Here is a 22,984-nt window from a genome sequence, read left to right as displayed (position 1 = left end):
GTATTATAGTAAACAATTACTTAAAACATTAAATAAAGTGGGTTCTTATGCATTCAATTAGTCTAGGAGCTCAAATAGGACTTTTAGTTCTCTTAATCTTTCTTTTCATGCTTAGTGCTATTTATAGTGGGTGTGAAACTGCTTATTCTTCATTTTCGAGTGTTAAAATTCATGAAATGAAAGAAAACAACGAGAAGTTTGCTTCTTTAATTGAAAAACACCATAAAAGATACAATAGAATCTTAACAACAATATTAATTGGTAATAACTTAGTAAACGTTGTTTCTTCAACTTTAACAGCCTTTTTATTAGGTAAAATGATTGTTGATAATGATGAATTAGTTATTATCATTTCTACAGCTGTTGTTACTCCTTTATTAGTTATTTTCGGAGAAATTACACCAAAGTTAATTGCTAAACAATATCCAAAAAGATATTTACAATTTTTTGGTTGATATATTGACTTAAATTATTGAATCTTTTGACTTTTAACATGACCTATTTCTAAAATTTCAAAAAAGGTTTATGTAACAAACTCTGAAGAAGATTTAAAATCAATTATTAACTTAGCTCAAGAAGAAGGTGTATTACAAACTGGAGAAAGTATCCTTGCTCAAAAAGCATTGGACTTAGACTCAACAAAAGTTTTATCACACTATATTAGATTAAAAGATGTTACATCAATAAGATTTAAAGCAAACATAAAAGAAGCTCATGAAATTTTTAAAGAAACTAACTACTCACGTTTACCTATTGAACAAGATGGAAAACTAATTGGGATTTTACTTCTTAAAGATATTTTCCACTTGCAAAAAGGTAAAATCATGAATTATATGAAACAAGTGCCTACTGTTTCGGCTAACTCAATTTTGTCAAGTGCTCTTGAAAAAATGAGAACCGCTAGAGCACAAATGGCTTTTGTTACAGAAAATAACAACAGTTCAGAAATCATTGGAATTATCACTATTGAAGACATCATTGAAGAAATCATTGGTGAAATATATGATGAATATGATAACGAAGAAAAGATCTATGAAATTTCTTTAGAAAAATCTAGAGTTGAAGAAGATGTTATCATGTGAGAATTATTTAAACAACTTGAAATTGAAACAAGTCATCTTGAAGAAGATGAAGAAGATATGAGTCTTGCAGATTGATTAACTAAAAAGACTAATAAAAATAAACTATATAAAAACATGCGCTTTGTTCTTGAAAATGAGATTGCCTTTAAGGTTATTGAAAGCAATCTTAAAAACAAAAAAGCAATTATTGAAGTTTCTAAATTATAAAAAATGAAGGCAATTGCCTTCTTTTTATACAACTTTTTCAGTTTCTTCTTGAGAAACTTCGTGCTTGATTTGTTCGTTTTCTTTGCTTCAGTTAACATAGTCATCAACCATATAACTTTTTTGTAAGTACGAATCATAGTAATCTTCATTAACTTCATCTAAAAAGACTTCGTTACCATCAAAGTATCCTTTCATAATAACGGCTTCCATTGTCTTAGTTTTTTGTGTTGGAGAAATGACCTTAGAATCATTTAAAAAGCGCAATTTAGAATCATTATAGTTCTTAATAATTCATCTATCAAAATCTTGTAAACTAGCTAAAACAAAATGCTTTTTGTTACCGGCTGTAATAACGCCGTCGTTAATATAGAATTGATTATTTCTATACATTTCATTAAGTTGTTCACCAACTCTTCCTTTTTTGATCAATTCATAAACAAATGGGTTAATTGGTTTTTTCTTAATTTCTTTTTGTGATCCTCATTCAAGAAGTTTATAATCATCAAAAAAGTAAACTTCGTCAAATAAATCTTCAATAATTTCTAAATCATCAGTAATAAAGACAAATGAATTTTTGAACTTATCAGAAATATTATTCAATGTTCTTAAAATCTCTTTTTTAGAGTCATATGAAACATTTTCTTCATCATCTTGAACAAACAAGATTTTAATACCTTCAAGACTATGTTTAACAAATTTCAGTTTAAATCTATCTTTAAAGTCAAGGTTCTTATATGGTTCAAAGAACTTATCAATTTTAATTGATATGTTTTCATATATGTTAATAAACTTTAAAGATGCTAAATACTCAATCTCAAGGCTTTTTGGAACTCTTCCTTTCGAAGAAGTGAACTTAGCTAAAGAAATAAGTAAATCTAACGCCCATTCTTTGAATGTTAAAAGCTTTTTAAGCCTTTTTATTTCATTATAAACAGGTGTTTCTCTAATAGCTTTTGGGTCAAATGATTTTGATACCGCAGACTCAATTAAGCTAAGGAGTGGATCGATCATTTTTTTATAATTCTTAATATTTTTTTCTAACTTAGAAACCTTTAATTCTTTTTTATTTAAAAATGAATTAAATAATTTTTCTTGTGACGAATCACTTCATCTAACTTCTGCTTCGGCAAGTTTGATTGATTGTTCAAAGTTAAAAATACTTGATTTTTCTGCTGTAATTTCTTTTCTTGTGAAAACAAGGCTAGATAATTCTTTTTTCTTATTATATAAGCATTGAAATTCATTATTGATTTTTGCTTTTGTTTTATTAGACTCAGAAGTATATAAATCGATTTGAATATCAAATTCATAATGAACAACTTCTTTTATTCTTTTGATTTTTTCATATTTACTTTTCTTAGATTTAAGAATCGGGAAGAAGCGGTTTTCAGAGAACATTTTAATTTCGTGATTTATGTAATTTTCTAGTTCAAAAATCATGTTGGTTTTAAGGTATAAAATATCCCTGAAGTGCTTTTTTCAGAATTTAACTAAACTCTTCTTGATTAATAAGTTTTTATAAACTTCTAATCACTTATCATCATCGCGAGGAAGATTCTTAAGTTTGATTTTAAGAATTTTTCTTTCACCTTTAATTTTTTTAATAATTGAAAGAATGTATGTTTTATTTTTCTTAGTAATTTTAGCTTTGTAACTTTTGAAAAAATTAAGCTCTGTTTCGACATCTCTTTTTTGAATATCTGCTCAAACTTTTTGGATAGAAGAATGATTAATTTTCTTCATATATCTAAGAGCTGTTTGGTTTTGTTCAATTGATTTTCTAGAAAGGTTGAAGTCAGTTTTCTCATATTCATCAATTAATCTAGTGTGGTTTTCTTTTAACTCTTTAAAGAAAGCAATTAAAGTATTAGACATTAAAAATCTATATTCTGATAATGTTCCTTTTGTTGAATTAAGTAAATTTATAATTGACTCATGTGAATATTTATTTTTACCTTGTTTTTCATGGAACTGGCGAATAATGTTACTAAAATATGTTTCATACGATAAGTTTATTGAATGTATACTATTTGAATAAAATGAAATCTTTGAGAAAAATGAATTCTTCATTGTTAACTCAAAATCTTTATTAAAAATCCTTAAATCAAATTCTTTTTTGTTATTTTCATATGAATCAACACAAGCTTGCCAAATATCTACAAAGGGTAAAATGTTGTTTGTATTGTTGTCTTCTTCGTGAAAATCAACAAATGCAATCTTCTTGAAAATATCAGCTTTTTTAGTTAAAAATGTTTCTTTGCCATCAATAAGGTTTTTGAAGAAAATAGTGCTATTCTTATTTGACTTTAATGATTTCCAAATGTTTTTAAAGTTTAAGTTTTTGTTATTTCTCGAAATATAAAAGGCTGTGCTTCTTTTATCAAGATATATTTCTGGTATGTTAATATAATGCTCTAATTTTGTATTATTTTCGTTTTTGAGAGTGTATGGTTTTTCAAAATTTTCAAATATATTTGAAATTTTTAAGAAGTTATTACTTTTCATAATTATTTGTAAGAAAGAGCATTATTTTTGTTTATTAATTTATAAACAATTGAATAAGAGAAATAAATAACAAAAACATTAAACCAAATTTTAACTGGGCTTAAGATTACATGTTGAGTAATTCAAATGAAAATATCAGATTTTTCACCACCACCAATTGAATATAAATCTGCATATGAAAGAACTGGTAAATTAACTAATTCAAGCACTGCACTAAATGAAACTATTGGCGCAAGCGCTAAGAAAGTTTTTGATTTAAATTTAAACCTACCGATCGAAACAAAGAACATCATCGAAATAGTTCCTAAACTCATAAGCGGAAGTAAAATTCTTTTATCCGAAATAAATGATCTGTCTAAAATTTCTTGTGGACTATAATAAATTATGATTGAAATAATACCAAGAACTAAAGTTAAGATAACTAAAGAAACAATAACATTGATATTTTTAAGTGTTCTTATGCTTTCATTTTCTTTAATGTATGCTTTTTTGTTGTCAAGTTTAATAATGGCTAATGCATACTTATCTGCAAGTTTATAATTTTGATTCATTTTTGCTGCATTATACTTAACTCCAAGAATTGAAATTTTTTGAACTATTCTTTGAATTTTATATTCAGGACTAAATGCTGTTTTTAAGACATGGGTAAAATAAACCCCGAAAATTCCGGATACTAGTCCGTTAATAGCTGCAGCTACAGTATATAGTGGATGATATCCAGCAGGGGGAATAAATAAAATCGAAAGTAAATCACTTATCAAACCAACAAAAACCCCAATAGCTGGTCCAAAAATAAACCCTGTAATTTTGATTGGCAATCCAATAAATGAAATCTTAAATGAAGGAATAATAGCTAAAGGCATAATTTGTACAACAACAACAGCAAAACTTACTGAAATCGCTATTAATATGGCAACAAAAACCATCTTTTTAATGGTTCATTTTGGCAATAAATTTATCTCTTGAAAATTAATTTTTATTATCTTTTTAGCTATCTTTTTCATAAATTGTATTATAACATTTTAAATGATTTTTACTATTCAAAAGAATTGCGAACACTAATAAAAATTTGATTAAATTAAGTAAAATTTTCTCATCAAATATTAAAATACAATAACTAAGCTCTTGTGTAGATTTCTTAAATAAGTTATAATATTATCAAATAGTAAATATTTGTGGGGGTTTAGTATAATGGTAGTGCTGCAGTCTCCAAAACTGAATGTAAGGGTTCGATTCCTTTAACCCCTGCCATATACATGATAAGTGTTCCGGATGAGGTTTTAAATATTTAACTAATGTTAACTATTAAGTTAACTTTTTTTTATTATAAAATTTAAAAATCACTTGTGCAAGTTTTTTTGATTTATTGATAATCACTTAAACATTGAAAATATCTCTTATAAAATTATTTACTAAAGTTATGATTAAATTATTTTAGTAATTATTTACAATTAAATAACTCTTAGATTTATTAATTGGTTTGTCTGATATTTAGAGTAATGTTTTCTTTGTAATTCACAATTACATTTGGTACAAATAAAAAACAATAGTAACTAATATACTATTGCTTTTTTATTGATATTACACATTATTTGATATTTTTTACAACACTTATAAATTTATCAAATAGTGGATTCGAAGTTAAAACTCTTGTTGTAAACTCAGGGTGGTATTGAACACCTAAATAAAACGGATGATTTTTAACTTCACAAATTTCTGCTACACCAGTTTCAGGATGTACTCCTGAGAACTTAAATTCATTATCCTCTAATTTATTTCTATATTCAGGGTTAATTTCATATCTGTGGCGATGTCTTTCATAAAATATATTTGAACCATAAATTTCTTTTGCTAGCGTGTTGTCTTTAGCGATAATTGGGTATTCGCCAAGTCTTAATGTTCCACCAAGAATATCTTTATCACCGTTTTCATAAAAAGGAGTTAATACAAATGTTTGGCTCATGCTTTCATCTGCAAATTCTTTACTTGTTGCATTTGAAATACCTTTAATTCTAGCTTGTGCAACACTCATTGCTTGAAACCCTAAACAAATTCCTAAAGTTGGTATTTGTTTTTCTCTAGTGTATTTTGCTACTCTAACTTTAGCTTCAAAGCCCCTAGCTCCAAAACCAGGTAAGATCAATACACCGTCATACTTGTCGATTGTTTCAGAAATGTTTTCTTCATTAATATAATCCGCATTAATTAATTTGTATTCTAACTCAATATCATTGTGTGCTGCTGATATTTTTAATGATGTGATGATTGATAAATACGCATCTTCTAGTTCGGTGTACTTACCTACTAATAGTAATTTAATTTTGTTTTTATTTTCTTTAAGGTATTGACTTACAAAGTTAATTCATTTATTGTAAACGTTTTCTTTAATAGTTTTCTTAATCCCAAAGTGTTTATATATTACTTCAAGTACATTTTGAACTTTTAAGAATAGTGGGATCTCATAAATGTTCGCTTTATCAGGAATATTAATAACATTTTGAGAATCTAAAAATGATGCTTCTGCTACTTTTTGTACAATTTTTTGGTCTACTTTACCTTGTGATCTTAATAAAAGTAAATCAGGGTTTAAACCAAATGAACGAAGTGTTGAGATTGATACTTGGGAAGGTTTTGATTTATATTCATTTGAAGCACTTAGATAAGGAACAAAAGCAAGGTGACTTAATAAAATATCGTTTTTCCTTAGTGATTTAAATTTCGAAATAGCATAAATGTATGGGTTTGATTCAATATCACCAACTGTACCACCAATTTCTATTAACATAAAGTCAGGTTTTTGTTCTTTTTCAATATTCTCAATTATTTCAATTATTTCATCAACAACATGCGGAACGATTTGAACTGTTTTACCATTGTATAATCCCTTTCTTTCTTTTTCAAAAACATGAGTGAGGATTTTACCTGTTGTATAGTTACTTTTTTTAGTTAACTTAACGTCAATAAATCTTTCATAGTGTCCTAAATCTAGATCTGTTTCTCCTCCGTCGCTAGTAACATATACTTCACCATGTTCTACTGGCGACATAACTCCTGGGTCAATATTTAAGTATGGGTCTAGTTTCATAACAAAAACACTAAAACCTTGCATTTTAAGTAAATTACCAATACTTGCTAGGGTAACGCCTTTTCCTAAACCTGATAAAACTCCACCAGTTTGAATAATAAATTTTGTTTGTTTTTTCATAATAACTCCTTTAAAAAATTAATAAAAAGCATCACTTTATAAAAAGTGAGGCAAAATTATTTCACTAAAAGTGAATCTTGATCCATTTCTTTTGGTTGTGCTACTTTAATATAATCAAGTACTGTTGGAGCAACATTAGCTAATGCTCCGTCTTTTAATTTAACATTTTTATCTGTACAAATTAACATTACTGGGCTACTTGTGTGTTTTGTAGCTGGTTTACCATTTTCGTCTTCTGTAATTTCAGCATTACCGTGATCTGCTGTAATAAATACTGTTACATCATTTGCTTCAGCTCACTCGACAATACGTTTAATTTGTGTATCTAAAAATGCAACAGCTTTAATTGTTGATTGTAAGTTACCTGTGTGACCAACCATATCTGGGTTAGCAAAGTTCATGATTGTTACATCATAATCAAGTGCGTTTTTAAGTAATTCATCTGTTATACCTTTAGCAGACATTTCTGGCGCATCAGCATATGATTCAACTTTTAATGAGTCAACCATAATACGTTTTGAATTTTTGAATTCAATATCATTTCCACCATCCATAAAGAATGTTACGTGAGCGTATTTTTGTGTTTCAGCAATTCTTAATTGTTTTTTACCAGCAAGCTCAAGAACTTTACCAATGGGCATTGGAATTTCCATTTCATCAAAAGCAATAATTGTGTTTAAACCTTCATATTTCATCATTGAAGCAAATTTATTAATTTTAACTGGTTGTGATGCTTTGACATCATATAAATCTGAATTGATGAATAAGTGAGTTAATTGTCTTGCTCTATCTGGACGGAAGTTAAAGAAAATAATTGAGTCTCCATCTTTAGCGAATGCATCTTTTGAAAGTTTTGAATTTATTGAAGGAACAAAGAACTCATCTGTAATATCTTGTGAATATTGTGATTCAACAAAATCAATTGCATTTTCAAATTTACTTTCTGAGTTACCTAAAATAGCTTGGTAAGCTTTTTCGACTCTATCAAACATCTTATCACGATCCATTGCGTAGAATCTACCCGCTACTGTAGCGATGTTGTATCCATATTTTTGGCAAATTTCATCAAGTTTAACCATTGAAGCCTTGATTGATTTTGGAGCAACGTCTCTTCCGTCACCGAAAACATGAACAGAAACTTTTTTAAGTCCGTATGCGTTTGCTGCATGTAATAACTCAAATAAGTGATCTTCTAGTGAGTGAACTCCTCCAGGTGATAAAAGTCCCATTAAGTGTAGTGTTGAATTGTTTTTCTTAACATCTTCAAATACTTCAACAAAGGCTTTTGTATCTTTGTATGTTCCGTCATTTAAAGCTTTTTTGATTAATGATAATCCTGTGTAAACAATTGTACCTGCACCAATGTTCAAGTGACCTACTTCTGAGTTACCCATTTGCCCTTCTGGCAACCCTACATATTGACCTGATGCTTGAATGATTGAGTTTGGATATTCTTTAAATAATTTATCAAATGTTGGTGTATCAGCTAATGCAAACCCATTACCTTGAGTTTCTTTCCTTAGACCTAAACCATCAATAACAATTAATACTGTTTTTTTCATGAATGTCTCCTTATTTAATAGTGTAATGTTATTTGTAATTACTAATTTAAATTGTACTAAAAAAATGTTATTTATGAAGTGATAAACTAAAAAGGGAATAAAAAAACTCCTATAAATAGACTGGGAAAAATCATTCGGGCACTTCCGAATGGTTTTTCCCATATTTAAAAGGAGTCTGTTATTATTTGTTAAGAAGCATTTGAATTTCTTCTTTATAAATTGGTTTATCATCAACTCATGGTGTTTCTAGAATAATTGGAATATTATGAAAATCTTTGTCATGAACAAATTTTCTTAATGTTTCAAGTCCAATTGTACCTTGACCAATATTTGCGTGACGATCCTTTCTTGAGAATACTTCATGTTTAGAATCATTTAAATGAATAACTTTAACATCTTTAAGTAAGTCATATTTAACTAATTCTTTTTTAAATTCTTCATATTCTTGTAAATCGTATCCTGCATCTCATAAATGACAAGTATCAAGACAAACAGCTAAACGATCTGATTTAACTCAATCGAGAATGAATTTAATTTGTTCAAAATTAATTCCAATTTCAGTACCTTTACCAGCCATTGTTTCAATACAAATTACAACATCTTTAGTTTGCTCTAAAATGAATTTTAAACTATCTACAAGCTGATCTAAAGCTTCTTGAGTTTCGAATGTTGTTGAAGCTCCTGGATGTAAAACTAAATATTTTGCACCTACATAGTTCATTCTTTTGATTTCTTGAATTAAAAAGTTATTAGAGTAGTCTGCTTTATCTGGATTAGCAGGGTTGATAACATATGGAGCATGAACGATAATATCTTCTTGTGGAATATGTTGAGCATATTTTTCTAAGTATTCTTGAAGTCTATAATTTTCGACCGGAACCCTTTGAGTGCTTTGTGGAGCACCTAAATAAATCATCATTGTGTTAGCACCATTATCAATTGACTCTTGAATTGCTTCTGGTAAATAACCTGGTTTTTTAAATGATATATGAGAACCTAATTTAATCATTTTATTATTTTCCTTCGTTATTTTCTTTTTCTTTTTTCTTAGTAGTTATTCTGTCTTGAGTTGCAGAAAGGAATTCACTTGCGATAACCCCGGATGGGATAGCGATAATTGCTAAGGCAAGTAAGCTATTGATTGTAACAATAATTCTACTCATTGTAGCATGTGGTAATAAATCACCATATCCAATTGTTGTTAATGTAATTGTTGCGAAGTAAACTGCATCAAAGAATGTTGTGATGTAGCCTGAACTTAAGCCTTCATATGCATCAATTTTTGAAGCAACTAAGTCCATATTAGCTTGTGTAACTTTATTCGCCTGTAATCATTGTGTTTTAGCTTCTTCTGTTACAAATTGTTCTTTAATAAAGTTTTGGTAAATTGAGATTCAAGTGTTTTGAATATTGTTTTGTGATAAGAATTCAGCTTTAGTATCTTCTAAGTGTTGCACTTCTGCATTTCAGATAATCAATGCGAAGATAACAATTAAAAATAACGAGATTAAAAGCACGTTAATTAATACTTTTCTTTGTTTTTTAAATACTCCAAAGATTGTTCTGAATGGTGCAAAAATTGTTAATACAGCAAAGAATCTTACAACTCTTGCTAAGTTAAGGATTTTCATTGTATCAAAAACTCTTTGTGCATCATGACTAATTGCACCAATATTTGAAATAACATGAATGGAGCTTAAAATACATAAAAATAATAAAATTCCAAAAAATGAGAAAATGTATTTAAGAACCATTTTATATGATTTGTATTTCTTACCTTGTTTTGCTAAAAAATTTTGATAAGTGATGAAGTGACTTACATAATCAAAAACAAAGAAGAAGAATGAAAAAATTTGTAAAATGGAAATAATAATATTTCAAACAAACGCAATACTATCAATTGGTTTAAACAAAGTAAGCAGTGAAATTAAACATGTAATTGCAACCAAAATTAAATAAGTATTTCTAATTCATCTAAAGATTCTGTAATTAATTGGTGAGAATTTTTGCTTGTCGACTTCGATATTTCAAATAATGTTTGTGAAATTATCAAATAAATAGTTATAGTTCTTTTTAAGATCAATTTTCATTGTGTTTCCTTAAATTAGTTTTTATCTGATGAAATAATCATGGTGTTAATAACTTTTTCTTGTAATTCACCTGTTTCTTTAACATCAGTAATCATTTTGTCAATAATCAAACCAATTCTAGGGTAATCAATAAATATTTTAGCTTTATAGTTTTTGATATTATCATAAATTGATTGGTAACCAATATCTGTAACATTAAATTCTTTAGTTCCTAATGTTGTTGTAATTGAAACATATGTTTCGTGTGTTGAACATACAACATTTCTAATCCCAAGGTTTTTAAGGTTTTTGCTCAATTCAACTAGAGCTGCTAAATCTTTTTTACCTTCAATTGTTAAAACCACACCTTCAACATCAAGTTCTCTACATGCAGCTTCGAAACCAGAAATTCTTTCTGTTTTTTGACTTTCACTTAATCTTGTATCTACAACAAACGCAACTTTCTTAGATTGTGGTTCAATAAACTTTTTAACTACATCATAAAATCCTTGTTTTAAATCTGGTTTAATTCAGTTTAAACCTGTAACTTTATGTCCGTAAACAACTATTGTAGTATCTTGAATCTTTCTTAAGAAGTCAAATAAGTCTTTATCATATTGAGGCACTAAAACAACAACAGCTAAAGGTTTTCATGAAAGTGCATATCTAATTGTTTCAATATAATCTACTGTACTTGTGTTTGAATAAGTTGCGTTAACTCTTCTTCCATTTTTTGTTGCGGCTGTAATTATTCCACTGATAATTGAGTTGTATAAGCTTTGTGTTCAAATAGGCATAACAACAAAAATCGAATTATCTTTACCTCTAATTAATCTTGCGCCATGGTTAGGAAAGTATTCATTTTTTGTAACTACTTCTAAGATTTTTTCTTTTGTTCTTTCTGAAACATAACCATCATTATAGTATCTACTAATTGTTGAGATTGATGTTTTAGCTTGTTCAGCAATTTCTTTATATGAGATCGTTTTTTTGTCTTTATTTTTCATAAAAGACATTATAACAAAAAAAATATGAAAAAAGTTCCACAAATGTGAAACTTTTTTAATGTATTATTCAAGGGAAAGGAGCATTATATAGCGGCTCAAGAAGTATATTTATAAATAATACACACTCTTACTTACGTAAGGATCATGGATATTATAACATGTAATTTTAAAACTCATAAGTTTTTTTCAAATATTGATAGGTCTTAACCTATTTTTTATATTAAGTAGCTGATAAGAATTAAATAAATTGTTTATTTATCAAAAGCGATGGAATTGTTTCCATTATTTTTTGTGATAAATTTATGAGAAAGGTTTTTAATCAAAATATTTTTATAAAATTAATGTATAAGACATTCAAAAAGAGGTATTTATGAAAATCAAAGGTATTGGTGCTTCTAAAGGTGTTGCAATCTCAAAGATTTTTAAGATTGAAGAACTTCCTTTAGAAATTACACAAACAACAAATAATATTGAAAAAGAATTAGAATTATACAAAAGTGCTAGAGATATTGTTGTAAACAAAATTGAGAAAACAAAAGCTTTAGCACATGATCCAGAACACAGCGCAATTTTTGATGCACATATTGGTTTTGTTTTAGATCCATATGCAATTGAAACAATTGAAAATAGCATTAAAGACAATTCACAAACAGCAGAATATGCTGCCAGCGAATTTTACAATGGTTTTGCTGAAACATTTGCTATGTTAGATGACCCATATTTAAAAGAAAGAGCAGCTGATGTTAAAGATGTTCTTAAAAAACTTTTATATGCGTTTAATAATATCGAAGAACCAGATTTAGAAAACATTTCAGAAGAAGTTGTTATTGTAGCAGAAGATTTAAGCCCATCTCAAACTGTTAGATTAAACAAAAAATATGTTAAAGGTTTTGTAACTAATATTGGTGGTCCTACATCACATACTGCAATTATGGCTAGAAGTTTAGGTATTCCTTCTGTTGTTGGAACAAATGTTATTATGGAACATGCAAAATCTAATGATTATATTGCTTTGGATGGTTCAACTGGTGAAGTTGTTTTGAATCCTACAGGTGATGAATTAGCTAAATTTGAGAAAGCAAAAATTAAATATCAAGAATACTTAGAAAGATTATCTAAATTAAAAGGAAAAGAATCTAAAACATCAGATGGAAAACATGTTGAATTAGCAGGTAACATTGGTACACCTAAAGACTTAGATAGTGTGCTCGAAAATGATGGTGAAGCAGTTGGATTATTTAGATCTGAATTTTTATACATGGATAATGATAATTGACCAACAGAAGAAGAACAATTCGAAGCATATAAAAAAGTTGTACAAGGAATGAATGGTAAAAGAGTTGTTATTAGAACACTTGATATTGGTGGAGATAAAACTTTAAAATACTTTAAGTTCCCTGAAGAAATGAATCCATTTTTAGGTTATAGAGCAATTAGATTTTGTTTACAAAATCCAGATATTTTTAAAACGCAACTTAGAGCTTTAATTAGAGCAAGTGAATTTGGAAAAGTTGCTATTATGTTCCCTATGATCACTAATGTTGATGAATTCTTAGAAGCTAAAAAAGTTTATCAAGAAGCTTACTTAGAAGTTGCTAAAGATAATAAGAACATTAAACCAATGAATGAAATTGAAGTTGGTTTAATGATGGAAACTCCAGCGGCAGCTGTTTTAAGTGATAAATTCTGTGAACATGCAGACTTCGTTTCAATTGGAACAAATGACTTAATTCAATACTCGATGGCTGCAGATAGAATGAATGAAAACATTTCTTACTTATACCAACCACTTAACCCATCTATTTTAAGATTAATTAAAATGGTTATTGATGGTGCACATAAACACGGAAAATGAGCCGGTATGTGTGGAGAAATGGCCGGTGATAAAAGAGCAGTTCCTTTATTACTTGGTTTAGGACTTGATGAATTTTCAATGAGTTCAAGCAATATCTTAGCTACAAGAGAATTAATTAACTCATTAGAGTTTAATAAAATGCAAGAATTAGCTGAAAAAGCGATTAATTTATCAACTATGGGACAAGTTGAAGAATTACTTAAAGAAAACTTATAAGATGAAAAAATCATGCTGCCTTGCATGATTTTTTTCTGTTATTTTAAAAAATATTAAATGATGCATCTTCTTGCACTTTTTTAGTGTTATCTCATTTGTACGCTGTTAATTTATCTTTGATTTCTCCGCTTATCGAGAAACTTGCTTTAAATAGTCCTACAATGCTTCCTAATGAACCCATAAGCATTGGGATGCTTGCAATTAAGCTTGATATTGCAAATGATGGCTTAATCATTTTCCATTTATCTTTAGGAACTTTGTTCAAATTACTTAGTTTCATTTTACCTCCTTTCATTTCACAAATATTTTTTTGTGAATAATAAACAATAAAAGGAATAAAAAAATCATCATGCGATGATTCTTTATTATTCAACAAAGTCTGTGGTAAAGCTTCCTACGATATTCGAAACACCCTTGATTGAAATTCAGATTTTGCTATCGATTTTCTTAAGGTCAGAAATGATGTTATTTGTTTCAAGTAAAAGCATTACTGTTTCAATTTTGTAACCTTCTTTACCTGTATATCCTGATGTATATTTTTCAATTCTATATGAATGTCAATAGTTAATTAATTTAAAGTAAGCTAAGACTTTTTCGGGATTTGAACTTACAATAGTTAATGAAACTTTTTTGTATTTCGGATATAAGATATTAATAACAATGTTAGTTACTAAGATATAAAAGAATGTACTTACTTCACGCATTCCAAAATAAATTCTTGATTCTTTTCAATTTTTATATAGCAATTGATATCTTTGAGTTACAGCTGCTTCTTCTTGAGCGATACCTTTATAATCATGTAATTCAACATATTCATTAGTTGGTAACGCAAGAACTTTTTCAATGCTTAATGGTTCTTCTTTTAAGTAGTTTGGTTTAATAAACGCAAATATTACAAGGAAAATAATTGCTGTAGTGAATCCAATAATTGATAAAACTTGTCCAACACTTTTTTTAGATTTAGTTGAAAAGTAATATCCGACAATATCAGTTCCTCCAGTTGATCCACCAGCTTTTCATGAAATGGCAATCCCAACAGCGACAAACATTGCTCCAATGAATGTATATATTAAGTTACTTCACCCTGTGTAGGAATCATATTTCTCAGTTAATTTTATGTTTTCTTCAAATCATTGAGCTACAGTGGGTTGAGTAAAAATTAAGTTTGTAAGTATTTGGAAAATCATAAAGATTAGAGTTAAAATAACAAAGCTCTTCTTAATTTTGAAACCAAATAGTAAGAATAAAGGTATATTACATCCTAAATAAATTAAAGCGAAATATTTTTTTGTATCCTTAGCAACATATTGAATTAATGTTGGTATCCCTGTAACACCGGAAGGAATAGTTTCTGCTCTATTTAAAAAAATTTGAATTCCAGCATTGAATATTGCGGCAGCAACTAAAAGAAGTAAAACTTTATATCAATATCTTTTAAAGAGAATTTGGATTGATAATTTTTCTTTTTTAGTATTGTATAAGTATTTACCCATTTTATACTTAAGTTTGTGCATCTCAATATCAATTGAGTTTAGGTGTACTTCTGGGTCAACTTTTTCTAAATCATCAAGGTTTTCTTCATGCTTAATACCAAGCATTCTACAACATTTATTTTTAATTTTTTTCGTGAAATTTGAAGTCATTTTCATATTAAGAAAATTTTACTATTTTTTTGCTTTTTTGATATTCAAAAGTATAAAAAACTTAATGACATTTTGGTATTAAAATTAAGTATGAATCATAGGTATTGCATACCTTATTATATGGATTTATATTATAAGATATTTATAATAAACAAAAATAAAAAGACTAAGTTGCTAAACAACTAAGTCTTGTATATTTTGATATTCACGTTTTCTAAATGAACCAAATAATGTATTTATTACAAAGATAGCAATTCCTAACATTATTTCCACATCAGCAGCATTAAATGTGCCTCTATCTCTAACAAATGGAATGAATAAAATATCTTTAACGTGTCCTAAGAAAACAAATCTATCAATCATGTTTCCTGCAGTTCCTGCAAGAACTAAACCAATAATGAATCCGATTAATTTATAACGTTTGTGGTTAAATAATAAAGTAAACGGCATAACTATCAAGAATAAAATACTTAGTCCTTGAATGAAGGTTTGGTTCCTTGTTTTTAAGAAGGTTACTCCTCCATGTCAAATACTTCTTATTCCAATAATTTTATAATTTATTCATTGATCTGATTCCTTTGGGTAAATACTTTCAGCAATAACGAATCTTTCATCTGCAAGCTTTACATAAAATAAATCACCATCATATTTACCTTCAAAAACTGATCCATGTTCAAAAAGTAAACTTTTAGTAACTTGATCTATAGACAAGAAGATAATAAATGCTGTAAGACAAATAATATATGAAATAATAATTTTGTCTTTGTTAACTTTAATATTTGTTAAAAATTTATTAAATTTGTTTTTTAATGATTCCATAACAATTTAAACAAAGATCTTCTTTAATTTGGTCTTTTTCAAAATGATTTCAACATCTTAAGCATTTTTCAGATTCGAATTTTTGAACTTTAAATTCATCATTTGAAAATGTGATTTTACCAACTGATAATAAGTTTTTAAGATCTAGTGAGTTTAAGAATTCATTATCTTTAACATTAAGGAATAACTCTAATTCATTAGCACGTTTAACACTTCCGTTTTTAACTTCATTTTCAATTAAAACATTAACTTTATCTCTTAATTCAAAGAATTCTTTGTATTGTTCTAATACCTCGTAATTAATGTTTGCTTTTGAAATGTTTTCAAGTGTTTCAAGCATTACTGACTCTTGTTTATTTGCTTTGTTTAAGAATTTGTAAGCTTCTTCACTTGTTGTAGGTAAAATAGGAGCTAAAGCAATAATTAAGTATTCTACAATTTCATACATGTTAGCTAATGTCATTAATCTTTCTTGATCATTGAATTCTCTAATGTATAAAATGTCTTTTGTAACCGATAAGTAAAAGCTTGATAATTCAACTATGTAGTTATTAATTAACTTAACAACGTTAATGAATTTAAATTGATCATAAGCATTTTGAATGTTTAATTTAAGTTCTTCAAGTTGCTCTTTAATAAATAAGTGAATTCCTTCGCGTTTTGTGTTTGGATTATATGTATAACCATTTAGGTTACCAAGTAAGAATCTAATTGTGTTTCTAATCTTACGGTAAATTTCAGCATTTTGATCTAAGATTTTATCTGAGATAGTAACATCATTTGTATATTCACTATTTGCTACTCACAATCTTAAAATATCAGCACCACGCTTATTAACAACATCAAGTGGTGAAATTGTGTTACCTTTTGATTTAGACATTTTCTCACCTTTTTCGTCTAATGTGAAACCGTGAGAAATTAAGTTAATATATGGACTAACACCTTTGTATGCAACTGAATTAATAATTGAAGAGTTAAATCATCCTCTGTATTGGTCTGAACCTTCTAAGTAAGCGTCAAATGGTGATTGACTAAATCCATCATCAATGTTTGTTGCAACTGATGAAACACCTGAATCAAATCAAACATCCATAATGTCCATTTCTCTTTTGAAACCTTTGTTTCTATATTTTTCAGGTAATAATTCATCTGTTTCTTTTTCTCATCAAACATCTGTTCCGTGTTCTGCAACTAAGTTAATTACATAATCAAAGATTTCTTCTTCAATTACAGGATTATCATTTTGATCATAGAAGAAAATAAGTGGTACACCTCATGAACGTTGTCTTGAGATTGTTCAATCATTTCTGTTTTCGATCATTTTGCTTAAACGTTTTTTAGCTCAGTCTGAATGTGTTTTAACTTTGTGTTCGATTTCATATAGAATTTTGTCTCTAATTTTATCAATCGAAACGAATCATTGCGGTGTTCCTCTAAAGATAATTGGTTTATTTGTTCTTCAGTCATGTGGGTATGAGTGTTTAAATCTTTTGAAGTGTAATAATTTTTCACCTAAGAATTCTGAGATTGCTTTATTAGCATCATCATAGAACATACCATCAAATTTAGTATTTGTGTTGTAGATGTATCCTTTATCTGAAATATGCATAATCATGTCTAAATTATTTGCCTTACCAATTTGGAAGTCATCTTCACCAAATAATGGAGCAATATGAACTAATCCTGATCCACTTTCTGTAGTAACATGGTGTCCTAACACAACTGGAGCATCTTTTTTGAAAATTGGTGTTGAATATCAAACATCATTAATATCTTTACCAAAGAATGTTGAAATAACTTCAAAACCTTCTCATTCTAAAGTAGCTAAAACATTATCAAGTAATTCAGAAGCAATTACGTAGTATTTATTATTGTATTTTACTCTTGAGTATTCAATATCTTTACCAACTGCAACCCCGGAATTAGCAATTAATGTTCAAGGAGTTGTTGTTCAAATGATTAAGTGATCACCAGCTTGGATTTTATCAAATTCTGATTTCACAACATCAAAAGCTACGAAGATTGAAGGTGAAACAACATCATGATATTCAACTTCTGATTCAGCTAAAGCACTTTGTGAACTTGGTGATCAATAAACAGGTTTTAACGCTTTATAAACAAGTCCATCAAGAGAAAGTTTTTTAAGAACTTTTAATTGCTCTACTTCATATTTTTTATCCATTGTGATATAAACTTTGTTCATATCAGTAAATAATTGTAATGAAGCAAACTGTATTTTTTGATTCTTAATTTGTTCAGTTGCATATTCGGCAGCTCTTTTTCTTAAAGTTACAGCATTTAAGTCTTCTTTATTTAAGTTAGCCACTGAAAGCATCTTGTGTTCAATTGGTAAACCATGTGTATCTCAACCCAAAACAAAAGGTGAGTAAAAACCCTTAATTGATTTGTATCTTACAATAATATCTTTAAGAATCTTATTTAAAGCATGACCAATATGAATATCGCCATTTGCATATGGTGGCCCATCATGTAAAATAAATTTTTCATTATTTTTATTTTTTAAAATTGCTTTATTGTAAATTTGGTTTTCTTCTCAAAACTTTCTATAATCTGTTTCTTTACTTGTTAAATTTGCTCTCATTTCAAAGTCTGTTTGAGGCATATTTAAGGTGTTTTTATAATCCATTTTAACTCCTTTTTATTATCTAAATATAATATTTAAATTATACAAAATTTACTATATAAATTTAGCATTTTATAGATGCATTTTTTGTAAAAAAATAACTCTATTTTATAAAGTGAAATCATCAATTTATAAAATAGAGTTATTACTTTTATGGTGGCCCCGGCAGGAATCGAACCAGCGACACACAGAGCTTCAATCTGTTGCTCTACCAACTGAGCTACAGGGCCATAAATGGCGGTCCAGACGGGGATCGAACCCGCGTTCTCCTCCGTGACAGGGAGGCGTATTAAACCACTTTACCACTGGACCTTTTGGTTGCGGAGACAGGACTCGAACCTGTGACCTTCGGGTTATGAGCCCGACGAGCTGCCAAACTGCTCCACTCCGCGATGTGAATATATCAGTTTGTTATAATGGCGGGTGATGAGGGATTTGAACCCCCGCGGGCCGTGAAGCCCCTGGCAGTTTTCAAGACTGCTCCCTTCAGCCGGACTTGGGTAATCACCCATTATATTTGGTGGACCTAACAGGACTCGAACCTGTAACCGACCGGTTATGAGCCGGTTGCTCTAACCATTGAGCTATAGGTCCTGAAGCTTAGGTTATTTAATGGTAGCACCGAAGAGAGTCGAACTCTTGACCTTCCGGGTATGAACCGGATGCTCTAACCAACTGAGCTACAGTGCCATAATATGGTGGAGAGTATGGGATTCGAACCCACCACCTCCTGCGTGCAAGGCAGGCGCTCTAGCCAAATGAGCTAACCCCCCATAAATGGTGAAGAAGACAGGATTTGAACCTGCGACCACTACAGCCCAAATGTAGTGCTCTACCAAGCTGAGCTACTTCTCCGTTTTTTTAGGCTATAGTATTATACAATAAAAGTTTTAATATCCAAAAATATTTTTTGTTTATTTTTTATTGCTCATATAGTATAGCATATTTTTCTTAATACATATAAAAAATTGAATATTTTTTTTACAAAGTATAAAAAAATACTCCATATGGAGCGTGTTCTCTGAAAACTAAATAGTAATTAATAATTCATTAAAATGTCTTGAATACATTTCTTTTAAACCTATCAATTTATTAGTAATGGTCAGCTGAATGTGTTACCACACTTACACTTCCATCCTATCAACCTCGTAGTCTACAAGGAATTTCAAGGGAATACTTATCTCTGAGGAGGCTTCCCACTTAGATGCTTTCAGCGGTTATCCCTTCCGTACTTAGCTACCCAGCTATGCTCCTGGCGGAACAACTGGAACACCAGCGGTACGTCCACTCCGGTCCTCTCGTACTAAGAGCAGCTCTCATCAATATTCCAACGCCCACATCAGATAGGGACCGAACTGTCTCACGACGTTCTGAACCCAGCTCGCGTACCGCTTTAATTGGCGAACAGCCAAACCCTTGGAACCGACTCCAGCTCCAGGATGCGATGAGCCGACATCGAGGTGCCAAACCTTGCCGTCGATGTGATCTCTTGGGCAAGATAAGCCTGTTATCCCCAGGGTAACTTTTATCCGTTGAGCGACTGCCGTTCCATGACGTACAGCCGGATCACTAAGTCCTGCTTTCGCACCTGCTCGACTTGTAGGTCTCGCAGTCAAGCACACTTCTACCTTTGCGCTCTACATACGGTTTCTGACCGTATTGAGTGTACCTTTGAACGCCTCCGTTACCTTTTAGGAGGCGACCGCCCCAGTCAAACTACCCACCACGCACTGTCTCCCCGCCGGATAACGGCGGCAGGTTAGAAACTCAACATACCAAGGGTGGTATTTCAAGGTCGACTCCTCTAAGGCTAGCGCCTCAGCATCACCGTCTCCCACCTATCCTACACATGTTAGGCCAAGTTCCAATACGAAGTTGTAGTAAAGCTCCATGGGGTCTTTTCGTCTTGATGCGGGTACCCAGCGTTTTCACTGGGACCATAATTTCACCGAGTCCAATGTTGAGACAGTTGAGAGATCATTGCGCCTTTCGTGCAGGTCAGTATTTAGCCGACAAGGAATTTCGCTACCTTAGGACCGTTATAGTTACGGCCGCCGTTCACCCGGGCTTCATTTCAACGCTTCGCATAAGCTAACGCATCCACTTAACCTTCGGGCACTGGGCAGGCTTCACCCCCTATACATCACCTTGCGGTTTAGCAGAGAGCTGTGTTTTTGATAAACAGTTGCCCCTCACAATTTACTGTGGCCAACTTTTTAGGGTTGGCACCCCTTTTCGCGAACTTACGGGGTTAATTTGCAGAGTTCCTTAACATTGGTTTTCTCGCTCGCCTTAGAATACTCATCTTGGGAACGTGTGTCCGTTCTCGGTACAGGCACCCTGATATTTAAACGTTTAGAAGCTTTTCTTGGAAGCATGAAATCACACAATTCAAACCTAAGTTCTATGCATCGTAACTCCCGGTTGTAGAATACGCATTTGACTATATTCACCAGTTATTACTTACCCCTAAATCCAATAATAGGTAGTGTTATCCTTCTCCGTCACTCCATCACTATATCAAGGCGGTACAGGAATATTAACCTGTTGTCCATCGGATACGCTTTTCAGCCTCTCCTTAGGCCCTGACTAACCCTGGGTGGACGAACCTTCCCCAGGAAACCTTTCCCAATAGGCGTCGTGGATTCTCACCACGAATCGTTACTCATACCGGCATTCTCACTTCTTAGCGCTCCACCAGTCCTCACGGTCTGACTTCGCCGCACTAAGAACGCTCCTCTAACGTACTTTCGTACCCGTGGCTTCGGTATTATGTTTTACTCCCGTTACATTATTGGCGCAAGATCTCTTGACTAGTGAGCTATTACGCACTCTTTAAAGGGTGGCTGCTTCTAAGCCAACCTCCTAGTTGTTTATGAAATCTCACAACCTTTCTGACTTAACATAATTTTGGGACCTTAGCCGACGATCTGGGTTGTTGCCCTCGCGAGCCGGGACGTTAGCACCCCGGTTCCGACTGCATGACAATACACAATGGTATTCGGAGTTTGATTATAGTCAGTACCGCTAGGCGCGGCCATTCCATATTCAGTGCTCTACCACCAAAGTTTAACATCACACGCTAGCCCTAAAGCTATTTCGAGGAGAACCAGCTATCTCCAAGTTCGATTGGAATTTCTCCACTATTCACAAGTCATCCGGGCACTTTTCAGCGTACTACGGTTCGGCCCTCCACTTGGTGTTATCCAAGCTTCAGCCTGCTCATGAATAGATCACATGGTTTCGGGTATATATCAACATACTAAACGCCCTATTAAGACTCGATTTCTCTACGGCTCCGCTTTTTTCTGCTTAACCTCGCATGTTAACATAACTCGCCGGTCCATACTGCAAGATGTACGCCATCAGCCATTAACGGCCTCTGACTAATTGTAAGTAAGTGGTTTCAGAATCTATTTCACTCCCCTCCCGGGGTTCTTTTCACCTTTCCCTCACGGTACTAGTTCACTATCGGTGTCTGGTTAGTATTTAGCCTTACCGGATGGTCCCGGCAGATTCAGACAGGGTTTCACGTGCCCCGCCCTACTCAGGATACTATCAGAAGTTCTTGCCATTTCGCATACGGGAGTATCACCCTCTATGCTAAAGTTTCCCAACTTTTTCTGCTATAACAAAAATTTGTAACTTCGTGTAGATAGTCCTACAACCCCATCATATAGATGGTTTGGGCTGTTCCACGTTCGCTCGCCGCTACTGATGGAATCATTATTTATTTTCTCTTCCTGTTGCTACTAAGATGTTTCAGTTCACAACGTGTCTCGCTATCAAGACTATGTATTCATCTTGATGCAGTTAGAAATTACTCTAACTAGGTTTCCCCATTCGGAAATCCCCGTATCGTAGCTTATATCCAGCTCCACGAGGCTTATCGCAGGTAATCACGTCCTTCATCGACTTCCAGACCCAAGGCATCCACCACAAACTCTTACTTATTTAAAAGATCAATATTTTCCTATTGTTGTTGATGTATTCAAAGACATTTTAATAAATTATTATATTAATAATAATTACTCGGTATCACAAAACAAATTGACTAATTTATTTTTTGATGTCGTTGTTATATTAATTTATCTTTACTATTTAGTTTTCAAAGAACAAAGAGAGAAATTCTCTCAAAACTAGATATACTGTCGGGTTATCATGCGACAC

General features: G+C 30.9%; 13 protein-coding genes, 9 tRNA genes and 1 rRNA gene. 3 read left to right on the top strand and 20 right to left on the bottom strand.

All coding sequences use genetic code 4. The features are described from left to right. Window positions 1–47: 47 nt before the first annotated feature. Window positions 48–1,289, top strand: a complete 1,242-nt coding sequence (locus tag D2846_RS01000) for a CNNM domain-containing protein (protein ID WP_117275056.1) — start codon at window positions 48–50, stop codon at window positions 1,287–1,289. 24 nt (window positions 1,290–1,313) lie between these two features. Here the strand turns inward: D2846_RS01000 and D2846_RS00995 are convergent, their stop codons facing one another. Both D2846_RS00995 and D2846_RS00990 read right to left on the bottom strand, forming a co-directional pair. Continuing rightward, complete coding sequence (locus D2846_RS00995) at window positions 1,314–3,794, bottom strand: MAG1360 family OppF-related protein (protein WP_117275055.1); 2,481 nt, start codon at window positions 3,792–3,794, stop codon at window positions 1,314–1,316. A 2-nt stretch (window positions 3,795–3,796) separates the two neighbouring features. Beyond that, window positions 3,797–4,798, bottom strand: coding sequence for an ECF transporter S component (locus D2846_RS00990; protein ID WP_117275054.1), 1,002 nt, complete (start codon window positions 4,796–4,798; stop codon window positions 3,797–3,799). A gap of 173 nt (window positions 4,799–4,971) precedes the next feature. On the opposite strand from D2846_RS00990, the gene D2846_RS00985 reads away from it, so the two are divergent. Beyond that, a tRNA-Trp gene (locus D2846_RS00985) sits at window positions 4,972–5,045 on the top strand. 337 nt (window positions 5,046–5,382) lie between these two features. Here the strand turns inward: D2846_RS00985 and D2846_RS00980 are convergent. From D2846_RS00980 to D2846_RS00960, 5 genes are all read right to left on the bottom strand, one after another. Then, complete coding sequence (locus tag D2846_RS00980; RefSeq protein ID WP_117275053.1) at window positions 5,383–6,999, bottom strand: CTP synthase; 1,617 nt, start codon at window positions 6,997–6,999, stop codon at window positions 5,383–5,385. A 56-nt stretch (window positions 7,000–7,055) separates the two neighbouring features. Beyond that, entirely contained in the window at window positions 7,056–8,561 is a 1,506-nt protein-coding gene (gene gpmI, locus D2846_RS00975) for a 2,3-bisphosphoglycerate-independent phosphoglycerate mutase (protein ID WP_117275052.1), read from the bottom strand. A gap of 181 nt (window positions 8,562–8,742) precedes the next feature. Next, window positions 8,743–9,570 (bottom strand): deoxyribonuclease IV, encoded by an 828-nt coding sequence (locus tag D2846_RS00970; protein ID WP_117275051.1) that lies wholly within the window; start codon window positions 9,568–9,570, stop codon window positions 8,743–8,745. A 4-nt stretch (window positions 9,571–9,574) separates the two neighbouring features. Further along, a complete protein-coding gene (locus tag D2846_RS00965) occupies window positions 9,575–10,651 on the bottom strand; it encodes a potassium channel family protein (RefSeq protein WP_117275050.1) in 1,077 nt (358 codons plus the stop codon). A 14-nt stretch (window positions 10,652–10,665) separates the two neighbouring features. Next, window positions 10,666–11,637: a LacI family DNA-binding transcriptional regulator gene (locus tag D2846_RS00960; protein ID WP_117275049.1), complete on the bottom strand. Its 972-nt coding sequence runs from the start codon at window positions 11,635–11,637 to the stop codon at window positions 10,666–10,668. A gap of 370 nt (window positions 11,638–12,007) precedes the next feature. Here D2846_RS00960 and ptsP point away from each other — a divergent pair, with 370 nt between their 5' ends. Further along, entirely contained in the window at window positions 12,008–13,708 is a 1,701-nt protein-coding gene (ptsP, locus tag D2846_RS00955) for a phosphoenolpyruvate--protein phosphotransferase (RefSeq protein ID WP_117275048.1), read from the top strand. Between the two features lie 43 nt (window positions 13,709–13,751). Here ptsP and D2846_RS00950 read toward each other — a convergent pair whose 3' ends face one another. The 13 genes from D2846_RS00950 to D2846_RS00890 form a co-directional block, all read right to left on the bottom strand. Then, entirely contained in the window at window positions 13,752–13,988 is a 237-nt protein-coding gene (locus tag D2846_RS00950; protein WP_117275884.1) for a hypothetical protein, read from the bottom strand. Window positions 13,989–14,073: 85 nt separating this feature from the next. Further along, the gene (locus D2846_RS00945) at window positions 14,074–15,357 is read right to left on the bottom strand and encodes a YitT family protein (RefSeq protein ID WP_117275047.1); all 1,284 of its coding nucleotides are present in this window, start codon (window positions 15,355–15,357) and stop codon (window positions 14,074–14,076) included. A gap of 168 nt (window positions 15,358–15,525) precedes the next feature. Beyond that, on the bottom strand, window positions 15,526–16,170 hold the full coding sequence (locus D2846_RS00940) for a signal peptidase II (protein ID WP_117275046.1): 645 nt from the start codon (window positions 16,168–16,170) through the stop codon (window positions 15,526–15,528). After that, window positions 16,145–18,817 (bottom strand): isoleucine--tRNA ligase, encoded by a 2,673-nt coding sequence (gene ileS / locus D2846_RS00935; protein ID WP_117275045.1) that lies wholly within the window; start codon window positions 18,815–18,817, stop codon window positions 16,145–16,147. The genes D2846_RS00940 and ileS overlap by 26 nt, the downstream gene beginning before the upstream one ends. Before the next feature lie 151 nt (window positions 18,818–18,968). Then, window positions 18,969–19,044 (bottom strand) — tRNA-Phe (locus D2846_RS00930). 5 nt (window positions 19,045–19,049) lie between these two features. Continuing rightward, a tRNA-Asp gene (locus D2846_RS00925) sits at window positions 19,050–19,126 on the bottom strand. Window positions 19,127–19,129: 3 nt separating this feature from the next. Next, window positions 19,130–19,206, bottom strand: a tRNA-Met gene (locus D2846_RS00920). Between the two features lie 25 nt (window positions 19,207–19,231). After that, window positions 19,232–19,324, bottom strand: a tRNA-Ser gene (locus D2846_RS00915). 8 nt (window positions 19,325–19,332) lie between these two features. Continuing rightward, a tRNA-Ile gene (locus tag D2846_RS00910) sits at window positions 19,333–19,408 on the bottom strand. A gap of 19 nt (window positions 19,409–19,427) precedes the next feature. Then, window positions 19,428–19,504, bottom strand: a tRNA-Met gene (locus tag D2846_RS00905). A gap of 6 nt (window positions 19,505–19,510) precedes the next feature. Continuing rightward, window positions 19,511–19,587, bottom strand: a tRNA-Ala gene (locus D2846_RS00900). A 5-nt stretch (window positions 19,588–19,592) separates the two neighbouring features. Further along, window positions 19,593–19,669, bottom strand: a tRNA-Pro gene (locus tag D2846_RS00895). A gap of 216 nt (window positions 19,670–19,885) precedes the next feature. After that, window positions 19,886–22,774: ribosomal RNA gene (locus D2846_RS00890) — 23S ribosomal RNA — on the bottom strand. Window positions 22,775–22,984 lie beyond the last annotated feature (210 nt).

The sequence above is a fragment of the Mycoplasmopsis edwardii genome (assembly GCF_900476105.1).
Taxonomy (GTDB): Bacteria; Bacillota_I; Bacilli_A; order Mycoplasmatales; family Metamycoplasmataceae; genus Mycoplasmopsis; species Mycoplasmopsis edwardii.
Note: the sequence above shows the minus strand (reverse complement) of the source record. Positions and strands in the feature narration are given on the sequence as shown.